This is a genomic window from Pseudomonas sp. TE3911 (assembly GCF_054062775.1).
Genome location: NZ_JBSSFP010000001.1, coordinates 5,306,485 through 5,318,905 on the forward strand (window position 1 = coordinate 5,306,485; position 12,421 = coordinate 5,318,905).

The 12,421-nt window shown below is 58.5% G+C and carries 11 protein-coding genes; 5 read left to right on the forward strand and 6 right to left on the reverse strand.

Annotated elements, in window-relative coordinates:
• Window positions 1-183: 183 nt before the first annotated feature.
• The 6 genes from ACVWXD_RS24000 to ACVWXD_RS24025 all read right to left on the reverse strand — a co-directional run bounded on the left by ACVWXD_RS24000 (window position 184) and on the right by ACVWXD_RS24025 (window position 5,529).
• Window positions 184-1,104, reverse strand: coding sequence for a LysR family transcriptional regulator (locus ACVWXD_RS24000; protein ID WP_032884818.1), 921 nt, complete (start codon window positions 1,102-1,104; stop codon window positions 184-186).
• A 52-nt stretch (window positions 1,105-1,156) separates the two neighbouring features.
• Window positions 1,157-1,783 (reverse strand): energy transducer TonB, encoded by a 627-nt coding sequence (locus ACVWXD_RS24005; protein WP_099602097.1) that lies wholly within the window; start codon window positions 1,781-1,783, stop codon window positions 1,157-1,159.
• A 99-nt stretch (window positions 1,784-1,882) separates the two neighbouring features.
• Window positions 1,883-2,731 (reverse strand): ABC transporter permease, encoded by an 849-nt coding sequence (locus tag ACVWXD_RS24010; protein WP_260368171.1) that lies wholly within the window; start codon window positions 2,729-2,731, stop codon window positions 1,883-1,885.
• Window positions 2,732-2,742: 11 nt separating this feature from the next.
• Window positions 2,743-3,594, reverse strand: a complete 852-nt coding sequence (locus ACVWXD_RS24015) for an ABC transporter ATP-binding protein (protein WP_032884813.1) — start codon at window positions 3,592-3,594, stop codon at window positions 2,743-2,745.
• Window position 3,595: 1 nt separating this feature from the next.
• Complete coding sequence (locus tag ACVWXD_RS24020; RefSeq protein WP_457371408.1) at window positions 3,596-4,621, reverse strand: ABC transporter substrate-binding protein; 1,026 nt, start codon at window positions 4,619-4,621, stop codon at window positions 3,596-3,598.
• A gap of 14 nt (window positions 4,622-4,635) precedes the next feature.
• Window positions 4,636-5,529: a TauD/TfdA dioxygenase family protein gene (locus ACVWXD_RS24025; RefSeq protein ID WP_260368170.1), complete on the reverse strand. Its 894-nt coding sequence runs from the start codon at window positions 5,527-5,529 to the stop codon at window positions 4,636-4,638.
• A gap of 266 nt (window positions 5,530-5,795) precedes the next feature.
• Here ACVWXD_RS24025 and ACVWXD_RS24030 point away from each other — a divergent pair, with 266 nt between their 5' ends.
• The 5 genes from ACVWXD_RS24030 (at window position 5,796) to ACVWXD_RS24050 (ending at window position 12,395) form a co-directional block, all read left to right on the forward strand.
• Window positions 5,796-6,503 (forward strand): GntR family transcriptional regulator, encoded by a 708-nt coding sequence (locus tag ACVWXD_RS24030; RefSeq protein WP_032884807.1) that lies wholly within the window; start codon window positions 5,796-5,798, stop codon window positions 6,501-6,503.
• 340 nt (window positions 6,504-6,843) lie between these two features.
• Window positions 6,844-7,602, forward strand: coding sequence for a DUF3050 domain-containing protein (locus ACVWXD_RS24035; RefSeq protein ID WP_122756784.1), 759 nt, complete (start codon window positions 6,844-6,846; stop codon window positions 7,600-7,602).
• Window positions 7,599-8,537 (forward strand): diiron oxygenase, encoded by a 939-nt coding sequence (locus ACVWXD_RS24040; RefSeq protein WP_401380262.1) that lies wholly within the window; start codon window positions 7,599-7,601, stop codon window positions 8,535-8,537. Before ACVWXD_RS24035 ends, ACVWXD_RS24040 begins: the two co-directional genes overlap by 4 nt.
• The gene (locus ACVWXD_RS24045) at window positions 8,534-11,911 is read left to right on the forward strand and encodes an amino acid adenylation domain-containing protein (protein WP_457371409.1); all 3,378 of its coding nucleotides are present in this window, start codon (window positions 8,534-8,536) and stop codon (window positions 11,909-11,911) included. Before ACVWXD_RS24040 ends, ACVWXD_RS24045 begins: the two co-directional genes overlap by 4 nt.
• Window positions 11,912-11,930: 19 nt before the next feature.
• Entirely contained in the window at window positions 11,931-12,395 is a 465-nt protein-coding gene (locus ACVWXD_RS24050; RefSeq protein WP_032884798.1) for an SRPBCC family protein, read from the forward strand.
• Window positions 12,396-12,421: the final 26 nt, after the last annotated feature.

The following is a 12,421-nucleotide window of genomic DNA, read 5'->3' on the forward strand; positions in this document are numbered from 1 at the left end:
ATGACAAAAAGTTACATGTTGGCAGGGTATAAGTGCGTCAGACGCAATCCTGAATCCACCACAGATCTCTCGTGGGAGGGGGCTTGCCCCCCGATTGCCGTGTGGCCGGCACAGACTCTCTATCTGATCCACCGCGATCGGGGGCAAGCGCCCTCTCACATTTGCCCTGTGTACGCTTGATGTTCAGGTCGGCTGGGCTTCCAGCCACGTGGCGTGGCAGCTCTCGCGCATGGTTTCGCGCAGCCATTTGTGAGCGGGGTCTTTATCGAAGCGAGGGTGCCAGGATTGGGCCAGGACCAGGGTCGGCAAAGAGATCGGCAGCGGGAAGGCGCGCAGGGGCAGCTTCAGGCGATTAGCGCTGTAGAGCGCCTCCTTGGGCACCGGCAGGATCAAGTCGGAGTCAGGCAGCATGAACATCGCACCGTGAAACCCTGGGGCGATCATCGCCACACGGCGCTCCAAACCCTGGGCATTCAGCGCGGTATCGATCGGCCCCCGGGCGATGCCGCGTCGCGAGATGCTGATGTGGGAATAACTGGCGAAACGTGCGGCGGTGATCTCCTCGTCGAATAACGGGTGATCCTGCCGCGCCAGGCCGACGAAGGTGGTGGAGAACAGGTTCTGCACCTTGACCTCGGGGCTTGCCGGCTGGGTGTTGCTCACGCGCAAATCCAAGCGTCCTTCGCGCAACGCTTCGTCGTCGGTGTCGCCTTCTGGCACGAAACACAGCTCACACAGCGGTGCCATACGCTCCATGGTGTCGAAGAGACGACCGCCATACACGCCAATAAAAAAGTCATTAGCGCGCACGCTGAAGCGGCGGCGCAGGGTGGTCAGGTCCACTTGATCCGCCGACCGAAACAGCAGCGCCGCCTGTTCCACCACGTTGCGCACCTGACCTTGCAGTTGCAGGGCCTTGGGCGTTGGCACCAGGCCCCGACCGGCCCGCACTAGAATCGGGTCGCCCACCGCTTCGCGGATACGCGTGAGGGTACGGCTCATGGCTGCTGGACTGAGGTTCATCCGCCGGGCGGCGCCGACCACACTGCCCTCGTCGAGCAAGGCGTCGAGGGCGACCAGCAGGTTCATGTCCGGTAGTTGCATGCCAAGCACTCGTGATCAGAAGGGAGTGAACTGGGCGCAATCGTAGCAGGCTTTAGAGGTAACGCTTGAGGTTGCGTGGCAGGTAGTCGGCGTAGGTTCGTTTGGGATTGGCCTGGCATTTGCGCACGATGTCCGGCAGAGCGCTTTCAAGCTCGTCGGCCTTGGACAGGCCTTCGTTGTAGTCGCTTTTACCGCTTAACGCCGGGAACATCACTGCCACACGGGTAATGGCAAAGCTCTTCATGGCGATCAGTGGCCGGGAGGGATGATCGCGCCGGAACTGGCTGACTTCCTCGTTCAACGCGCTGCAGGATTGATAGGTGGTTTGCGTAAAGGTCAGTCGCGTACTTTCTTCACTCGTCGGTACGGGCGAGAAAATCATGTCGTTCTGAGCATCGATTACCTCTGGCCGATCGGCATTCACCGTCCAGGGTTTGAAGCGCCATTTTGAGGCTGCAGCCACGGCCGCCTCACCGAACTCCGGCTTGGTGGCGCTGAGTGCTTTGACGTCACTGACGGTGCCGTCGCTGTGAATGTTCAGGCTGATGCGCGCATGCCCTTGGGTGTTAGTCAGGTTGCCAGGGTAGACCGGCTTGGGCATCGATACCGTTTCGGGTATGAACTCGGCCAACGCAGAGGTCGACAGCAACAAGGCCGCAGCCAAGACAAAAAAACGCATCGTCGTAAATCCTTTTACCAAGCCTATCCGACGCCGGAGCAGCGTCGAATTCGGCCGGCATTATCAGGTTCACGTCGGACAAAGAGCAATCATTCCTGTTTAGCGCTGCATGCCCCAACGCTTCACAGTGAGCCTCTCGAAGGTCTCAAACACGAGGTTTTCCACCAGTAGGCCGATCAGGATCACCACCGCCAACCCGGCAAACACCTTGTCGGTATATAGCTCATTGCGGTTCTGGAAGATGTACCAACCCAGCCCGCCCTTGCCGCTGGTGGCGCCGAACACCAACTCGGCGGCGATCAGCGTGCGCCAGGCAAACGCCCAGCCGATTTTCAGGCCGGCGAGGATCGACGGCAGTGCAGCCGGGATCAGGATAAACAGCACAAAGCGCATGCCCTTCAGACCATAGTTGCGACCCGCCATGCGCAGCGTCTCGGACACACCGAGGAACCCCGAATAGGTGTTGAGCGCCAGCGCCCACAACACCGAATGCACCAGCACGAAAATCAGGCTGTTCTGGCCCAGGCCAAACCACAGCAGCGCCAGCGGCAGCAACGCAATGGCCGGCAGTGGATTGAACATCGAGGTCAGGGTGCTCAGCAGGTCGCGGCCCAATTGGGTCGACACGGCCAAGGTGGTCAGCGCAAAGGCCAGCACTATGCCGATCAGGTAACCCTTGATCAGCACCACCAGCGAGATACTCACCTTGCTCAGCAGTTCACCGCTGAGCAGGCCGTCGGACAGCGCGTTAAAAGTCTGCAGAAAACTCGGCAGCAGCAGGTCGTTGTTCTGATAGCGCGCCACGACTTCCCAGAGGATCGCAAGCACGATCAGGATCAGGCCCTTGCGCAGCCAGCCTTGTTGCCAAAGGCGTTGGCGCAGGGGCAACTCGCGCTCCACGGGGACACTGAGCAGCGGTTCGAGGGTGACTTCATATTCCTGGCGCATGGGTTGCCCCCTTAGTAAGCGATGCGGATGTCGGCAAAACCCAACTCGGGCTCCGCTGCGCTGGTTTCATCGAACAACAAGCGATGAATACGCCGCGCCGACGCCTGGAAGTCCACACCGCCCAAGCTGTGCAGGTCGTATTGATGGCTGTGGATTTCTGCACGTACGCGCCCCGGATGGGGGGACAGCAACAGAATGCGATTGCCCACCACGAGTGCTTCTTCGATGGAGTGGGTGACGAACAACAAGGTGAAGCGCACCTCCTCCCAGAGCAGCAGCAATTCTTCCTGCATCTTTCGCCGGGTCAGGGCATCAAGGGCGGCGAAGGGTTCGTCCATCAGCAGGATTTTCGGCTGCATCGCCAGCGCGCGGGCGATGGCCACACGGGCTTTCATGCCGCCGGAAAGCGTGTGGGGGTAAGCGTCGGCGAAGGCACTCAGGCCCACCTTGTCCAGGTAGTGCAGCGCGCGTTCTTCGGCCTCACGGCGCTTGAGGGTCTTGGACGCCAACAGTGGGAACATCACGTTCTGTTTGACGGTTTTCCACGGTGGCAGTTGGTCGAATTCCTGGAACACCACAATGCGGTCCGGGCCGGGTTGTTCGACCTTTTGCCCCAGCAAACGAATCTCGCCTTCGCACGGTTTGATAAACCCGGCGATGGACTTGAGCAACGTGGATTTGCCGCAGCCCGAAGGGCCCAGCAGCACGTAACGGTCAGCCGGATCGATCTCGAAACTGACTTGGTGCGTGGCCCGTACCACGCGCTCGGGAGTACGGTATTCGAGGCTGACGCTATCCACCGCCAGCAACGGCTCGGCGGTGTGCAGGTTGCTGGCCGTGTGGCCTTGCAAGGGCGCGTTCATCTCAGCTTCCTTGCAGGGGCTTGGCGTCCTGGAAGAAGTAGTCCTTCCACGATTCAGGCTTGTTTTTGATGGCGCCGACGCGGTAGAGGAATTCCGCCAGCGGGTAGGTGTTTTTCGGCGTGACGCTGAACTCGAACTGCGGGTTGTCGATGATCTTGAGCAGCTCGGCGCGGTCGATTTTGGCCTTGGTCACGCGGATGTAAGTGTCGGCTGCGGCGCCCTTATCGTTCTGGGCGAATTGTGCGGCTTCGGTCAACGCGTCCACAAAGGCCTTGTAGGTTTTCGGGTTGTCGTTGCGGAATTTTTCGGTGGCGAACAACACCGTCGGTGAGTTCGGCCCCAGCAGGTCATAGGTGTTCAGCACCACATGCACATTGGGGTTGGCCAGGGCCTGGTCCTGGAATGGCGGGTTGGAAAAGTGCCCGGTCAGTTCAGTACCGCCTGCGATCAATGCGGCGGTGGCGTCAGGGTGCGGGACGGCGACGGTGTAATTGTCGAGGCGATTGAATTCCTTATCACCCCACTGCTTGGCAGCGGCGTATTGCAGGAAGCGCGACTGTACCGAAACGCCCACCGCAGGCACGGCGATACGGTCCTGGTCGGTGAAATCGGCAATGGTCTTGACCTTGGGATTGTTGCTGACCAGGTAGTACGGGAAGTTACCCAGGGACGCTACGGCCTTGACGTTCTGCTTACCGTGGGTGCGATCCCAGATGGTCAGCAGTGGACCGACACCGGCACCGGCGATATCGATGGAGCCGGACAGCAGCGCATCGTTGACTGCCGCGCCACCGGAAAGTTGGGTCCAGTCGACCTTGATGTCGATGCCTTCCTGCTTGCCGTATTTCTCGATGAGGTTCTGGTCGCGCACCACGTTGAGCAGCAGGTAGACGATGCCGAATTGTTCGGCGATGCGGATCTCGCCTTCGGCCTGGGCCGCTGCTGGAGCGACGAGGCTGCCCGCCAACAGACTGATACCCAATCCAACTGTGGCGGCCAATCGTGCAAATGGAATGTTCCTGGACATGGTCATGCTCCGAATCAGAAAGGCGCGTCGCCCTGGATGGTGGTGCGAAACAGCTTGCGGCGCAGATGGCTCGGGCAACCGGCGGCCAAGTGGATCAGCGAACGGTTGTCCCAGAACACCAGGTCGTGAGGCTGCCATTGGTGGCGATAGATGTTGTGCGGCAGCACGCTGTGGGCGTACAGCTGAGCCAGCAGATCGCGGCTTTCGTCTTCCGGCAGGCCGACGATACGGGTGGTGAACCCTTCACTGACGAACAACGCTTTGCGGCCGTTTTCCGGGTGGGTGCGCACAATCGGGTGTACCACTTCTGCGACTTGCGCCAACTGCTCGGGAGTAAGCGTGGGGCGCCAATTGCCTTCGAACTTGGTCTCGCTGTAGCGCGCGGTGTAGGAATGGGCGGCGCTGCGGCCTTCGACAGCGTTGCGCAGGTGCTCGGGCAGTTGGTCCCAGGCTTTGTGCATGTCGGCGAACAAAGTGTCGCCCCCTTCAGAGGGCAACTCCTGCGCATGGAGCATCGAGCCAAGGCTCGGCAGTTCTTTATAGGACAGGTCCGAATGCCAGAATTTACCCGCGTCGCCCAGGCCGATGGATTGGCCGTTTTCGATAATGTTGGAAACGATCAGGATTTCCGGGTGGTTGGCCAGCAGAAACTGTTTGAGTACGTGGATCTGCAGCACGCCAAAACGGCGACTGAAGGCAATCTGTTGTTCGGGGGTGATGCGCTGGTCGCGAAAGACCACCACATGGTGATCCAGGTGCGCGCGATGAATACGCGCGAAATCCTGGTCATTGACTGGCCGGGACAGGTCCAGACCGATAATCTCCGCACCGACGCTGCCGGGCAGCGGGCGAACCTCGAAATCCTGGGCGGAAAAGATCGCTGTTGGAACAGTAGAGGTGGCAGACATGAGTTCACTCCCGGTCAGACAGGAGAGTGACTTTATAGGTATAAGAACGGCATTTTAAATACCGTTAATGAATATCGATATGCGGGAATGTCGCAACATGGCAGCAGCGTGTAAGACCCCGGAAAGCTCGGATGTGGGCCGCCGGAGCCCCGCGTTGAAACGCTTACAAGCCGAAACCGTGGCCGTTTGACAAGCTTATTGGCAGCCACTAGTGTGCATTGGATCCAATTAGCCACCACTCTTTGAATAAGGAGGATAGCGTAGCCGTGACGCAGAAGCCGAACCCTTTGAACAGCATCAAGATCAGCGGTCCTATTCCCGCCCATCTCGCTCGCTCCGTGATTGAAGAAACATTGCGCAATGCCATCCTTGATGGCCGGTTGCCCTGCGGTACCGCCATGCGCCAGCAGGAGCTCGCCAGCCTGTTCGGGGTCAGCCGCATGCCGGTGCGTGAAGCCTTGCGCCAGTTAGAGGCGCAGTCACTGCTGCATGTGGTCACCCACAAGGGCGCCGTCGTGGCACCGTTGATCGAAGACAACTCAGCTGAGACCTATGAGCTGCGACTGTTGCTGGAGTCTGAAGCGCTACGCTTGTCGATTCCCTTGCTGACCGAAGCAGATCTGGCCGATGCAGAGAATTTCATTTGTGCCCTCGAACAGGAAAAGGACTACACCGAGATCGGTCGTCTCAACCGCCTGTTTCACATGACCCTTTACAGTAAGGCGCCTAACCAACGGCTGCTCAAATTGGTAGAGCACGGGTTAAATGAGGAAGAGCGCTTCCTGCGTTTCAACCTAGAAGCGATGGGGCTGGGTGAGACATCCCAGGAAGATCACCGTGAACTGCTAAACCTTGTGGCGCAGAGGAAAACCGACGAAAGCATCCTGACACTGCGTAATCACTTGATGCGCGGAATGGAAGTGATCACAGCCTATCTCAACAGCCCGAATACCACTGTAAAAAACACCCCATAACAAAGCGCCAGGTCTCTCGTCTTGACGCTCCAGAGCTGCGGGGCTTCCTACCTGATCAGGTAGCACACCCCGCGCCGAAGAAACTTCTCACTCTTATAATGCAAGTTGCCGACAGCTAATATTATTTAGCAAAACATCTAATGCATTCATATGCTTACCAACTTGTTTAACCCGCTTATTATCCACCGCCACTAAACCAGACACTTAACTCGACGGCGCAGCCCCAATCGCGCGAGCGTTTGTGCGCGCCAAGTCTGGCTTATATCTCTTTATCTCCTTGCCACTCACAACAACCCAATACTGCTTAAACAGCAGACGCAACAACTCATAGGCATCAACCATGTACCCACCATTACTTGAAAAAAGAAAACTGAAGTTGTGCAACCATCCGTTATTTCTGGAAATAACCTCACGGCAAAAATTACAACTATTCATGGAGCACCATGTGTTTGCAGTTTGGGACTTCATGACACTCACCAAACGCCTGCAACAGGACCTGACATGCACTCGCCTGCCTTGGCTGCCACCGGCCGACCCGAACGCTGCACGCCTGATCAATGAGATAGTGCTGGGCGAAGAGTCAGACTCACACCCCAGGCAAGGCTATTGCAGCCACTTCGAGTTGTACTTGGAAGCCATGGTCGAAGTCGGCGCCAGCACCTCGTCGATAAACCGTTTCATTGCACTGCAACACCAAGGCGTTGATGCAAATACTGCCCTGAGCATGTCAGACGCTCCTGCTGGTGCTGCACGCTTTGTCAGCGACACATTGCACATGGCACTGAACGCACCCACCCATTGTGTAGCCGCCGTATTCCTTCATGGCCGTGAGTGTGTCGTCCCACGCATGTTCGAACGCATCCTGCAGACTGATACGTTTATCCATCGCCAAGCACCCACCTTGTGCGGCTACTTCGAGCGCCACGTCGAGTTAGACGCTGAGCATCATGGGCCGGCAGCTGAGCAGTTGCTCGAACGCTTGCTGGCAGTGGCTCCGAGTTACCCGCAACAAGCCGACGAAGCAGCCCTCGCCGCCGTAGAAAGCCGTATCACGTTCTGGGACGAGGTGCGGGCCGCGCTGCAAGAGGTGCGCCCATGAATACCGCGGGCTACACCCCCATCGCCGACGACTGGGAACGCCGCGCGACCATCCGTACACGCCCTCGCCGCTTGCTGGAAAACGATGAAAATCTGATCTATCCGATGTGCCGCCAGCCCATGGTACTCAGCAAGACCTTTGTTGAACACTGCGCACAATGGCGCGACTTCGTGCTGGTGCAAAGCTTCTACAAATTCATCAACGACGTGGTCATTTTTGAAACCGAAATCGTCGAAAAAACTGCGCGCAATATTGCCAAGAATCGCTTCTCGCTACCCTTCCCCCTAGCCTGTCGCGTTGATGCGATGACGGTGGTGGTGGATGAGGACTACCACGCCCTGGTAGCGCTGGATTTCCTGCAACAGACAGTGGAAATGACCGGCATACAACCGCTCGACCTGCCGGAGCATATCGAACTGAGCCGTGCGCTGCCGGCGGCACAGGCGCAGGCCCCCGCTCATTTGAGCGATGCTGTGGAACTGATTGGCGTGGCTATCGCCGAAAACACCGTAACCCACGATGTCGCAGCGTTCTCTAAGGACAGCAGTGTCAAAGCTTCTGTTCGTGGCTTGATGGCCGACCACCTGTTTGACGAAGGCCGCCACGCGCAGTTCTGGACCCGGCTGGTGCGTATTTACTGGCAAACCGCGAGCCCGGACGACCGTGACAGCATCGCTCAGGTACTGCCCACATTCCTGGCGCATTACCTGACCAACGACCTGCAGAAAAACTTCGACCTGCAACTGATCGAGCACCTCGACATCAGCAACCGCCTACGCGGGAAGCTGCGCGATGAAGTCGCAGCGCTGGCGTTTCCCATCACCCGCCAGCACCCGTTGATGGGCAATATCATGGGTTTCCTGCAACACAGCGGCTTGCTGCAAACGCCAAGTGTGACGCAGGCGCTGAACGACTACCTGCCGGTGTCGCCATGAGGTGCCTGACAATCGGCTGGCTCGGAACAAGCAAGGCACTTGGCGCCATCAGGCCCGTATTGGAGCAATACGGGCATGTGTCGGGCGATAAGAACATCGACCTGTGGATTGAAGACGGTAGCCTGCCGTTGCCGGATGACGTGGGCAAAGCCTCCTGTATAAGTCTGCGCCTTGGGGTCGGTCCGGTAACCGATTGCGGGTTGCCCCTGTTGCAATTGCGCGCCTATGACCGTGAGCGACGTTTGTCTGCCGTGCTGGACATCGCCGAAGAACCCAGTGGTAACGGCCAGCGACTGCGTCGGCAGGTCACAGACACAGTGGTGGACTGGGTCGCGCTGCTCGTCAGTGGTTTTTCACGTGATCCCGGGGCTCTCTCTACGAGTGCGATTGCCACTGACTGGCCCGAGCAGAGCTTGCGGGGGCTGGAGACGCTGGCCTTTATGCACCGATTCAATCGTACGGCAGACCCCAACCTGATCCAGAAAGCCCAGGTGCCTGTGATCGAACAGCTCCAGTCCAGCCTTTATGCCTTCGCTGACCGGACGGCTCTGAATATCGCCGGGCACACGGTGACCTACCGCGAGTTGCACCTTCAAGCCATAGCAATCCAGCAACGATTACAGCCCTTGCTGGAGGCTGTTGAAACGCCGTGGATAGTTGGCGTGTGCATGGAAAAGTCCATCGAACTGTACGCCAGCATTCTTGCGCTGCTCGGCTGTGGCGCGGTGTACCTGCCACTGGAATCTGAGCAGCCTCTTAAACGGCATCAGACCATGCTCGAAAGCGCCGGGGCTCAAGTGTTGCTGGATACCGGCCAGCACCAGTTACGGGCGCATTTCACTTCACTCGATGTCAGCACCGTTGAGCCACACACCCTCAAATTTGCTCATCCGCTGATGCACAATCGGCCCTGCTCGGATATGCCGTGCATGGTGCTCTATACCTCTGGCAGCACGGGCCAGCCCAAGGGGGTGCTCCTCAGTCAAGGTAACCTGGCGCACTTCACTGCTTGGCTTGGGTCCTGCATGAAGCCAGATGAATGGAGCCGCGTTCTACAGTTTTCGCCCCTGGGTTTCGACTCGTCATTGATCGACATTTTCCCTGCGCTGATTGCAGGTGCGCAGTTGATCGTGCCCAGTGAAGAACAACGACGCGACCCTGAGCAACTGGTGGAACTGCTCCGTCGACAGTGCGTTACCCATGCCTTCCTACCGCCCGCGCTGCTCAATATCCTGCCGCTGGATCAACCCTTGGGTGTGACGCACCTGCTCACCGGTGGCGATGCCTGCGAACCCCATGTCGTCGAGCGACTGGCAGCGCAGTGTCAGCTTCACAACCTCTATGGCCCCACCGAAACCACAGTGCTGATTACGCACCGGACGCTCGCACCCGATGACAACAATCGCAACGTTGGCCACCCGATCGCCAATAGCCAGGTGCTGATACTCGATGACGATCTGCAACCTGTGGATGAACAGGTGATGGGCGAGTTGTACATCGTCGGCCCCGGATTAAGTCTGGGCTATGTGAATGCGCCGCATCAGGCTGACAGCCCATTCGTCGAACTGCTGATGCCGAGCGGCCAACCGCTGCGGGCCTACCGCAGCGGCGACTTGGCACAGTGGACGGCCCAAGGGATTGTGCTGGGTGGGCGTCGCGACGATCAGGTGAAGATCCGCGGTTTCCGGGTCGAACCCCGAGAGATTGAACAATGCCTACGCAATAGCCGGCTGTATCGCGAACTGGCGGTAGTGATCGACCATGAAAGCAGGATCTGCGTCTTTGTCGCCCAGCCCGCACCCGGCGCCACGCTGGTGGCCCTACAGCAGCATGCGCGCCAACGGTTACCGGACTATATGCAACCCGGTTTCTGGGTGGAGCTGCCAGGCATGCCGTACACCAACAACGGCAAGGTCGACCGGAAGACGCTGCTGGCGCTCCCCTTCCAACCGATTTTCAGCGCTGCGCACCGGGCTGCACACACACCGCTTCAAGCACGATTGAGCGAGGTGTGGAGCGAGCTGCTGGGTGTGCCCAGCCATCAGTTGTCCATCGACGAAAGCTTCTTCGCGTTGGGCGGCCATTCAATTTTGCTGTCGACTCTCTTGTTGCGTGTACGCGAGCAATTTGGCCGTAGTTTCGCGTTGAGCCACTTCATTGAAGTTCCGACGATTCGTACGCTCGCAACGCTGATGGAGGACGGAGAACCACCCGACGCATCCTCTGGCCAGGCAGTCTTGGATGCCCAACGGGATTGGGTGATCACTCCCTTGCATAGGAATTGCGCTGGTGATCCGCACAAAGTGATTGTGACGGGGGCCAACAGTTTCGTCGGCGTCCATATTGTCGAAGCATTGCTGGCCTCTGGTGTAACCGAGGTGGCATGCCTGGTACGTGAGATGCCGGGGAAGCCTGCAATGGCACGCTTTACCCAGTCGCTGCGCGAATACCACCTGGAACACCTGGACTTGAGCCGGGTACGGGTAGTCGCCGCCGACATCAGCCTGCCGCGACTGGGTTTGACCTGCGAGGTGTATGACACGCTCGCCGCAGACTTTGGCGTGCTGGTGCATAACGCGGCGCAGGTCAACCACGTGATGGACTATGCGTCACTGGCCAGAGACAACGTTGAACCCATATTCGAATGCCTGCGCCTGTGCGAGACCCGCTGCAAGAAGGTCTTCAACTTTGTCTCAACGTTGTCGGCGTCCAGCAGCATCGACCCGCAAGGGTATGTGCTAGAAGCACCGGCTGCGACCACCCTGCCGCTGTATATCCGCAATGGCTACAACCTATCCAAGTGGGCAGCCGAGCGAGTGTTGGGGCGTACGGTCGCGCAAGGTGCCTGGGTAAATATCCATCGCCCTGGAAATATCAGCTTCAACAGTCGCAACGGTGTCTGCCAGCCGCAGAAGAATCGCCTGATGCTGATGCTTAAGGGGTCTCTGCAGTTGGGAATGTTGCCTCGGCTGGATCTGAATTTCGACCTAATGCCCGTGGACTTCCTGGCTCGATTCATTGCTTACCACTGCACGCGCTTTGAAGCGGACAGAAGCGTATTCAACCTGCACAACCCACAGCCATTGAGCTGGGATCACTACCTGGATGCGTTCAGCCGGGCGGGCCATCGGTTCGAACGGGTGAGTACTGCGCGTTGGCAGCAGGCGCTGCGAACAGCGGGCCAGGACAATGCGTTGTTTGGCGTAATCGGGTTTTACCTGGATCGACTGGATGAAGACATTGGCGACACGTTGATGATCCGTCATGACAACGCACAACACGGCGTCCAGCAGATGGGCGAGCAGTACCCCGAAAAGAACGCGGCGCTGCTGAGTAGAGGCTGCAATTACCTTAAGACCATCGGCTTTCTCTGAACCGCTTCAGGACAACTTCATGAAACCGCTGCAACCCGATACGTTAATTCATAACCCAAACGGCCGGCCGATCGTGGCCTCTGTGGTGATCGACTGCCATGCCACCCGCCTATGGAACACGGTGGGACGGTTTGCAGGCTTCGATACCTTCATACCGGCCCTGACGCATATCGAAATGACCGGCACCGGTGTGGGCGCCTTACGCACGAAATTTTTCCGCGATGGCAACCGAGTGGTGGAACAGCTAAATAGCTGGGATGAGCACGCGATGCACATGACCTGGACCACGATCTACAACACCCTGGGCGTGGCCAGGCTGTGGGCGGCAATCAAAGTAGACGCTCTTGGAGAGCACTGCTCCAGGGTAACCTGGACCATCATTGCCGAGCCCTTAGACGCAGCACAGGTGGGATTTGAGCAGTTTGTGCAGGGGTTCGCCGATGGCGCCCTGGAGAATGTTCGCCGCTTGCTGGGTAAGCGATAGGAGCGAGATCGCTCGCTCCTACACAC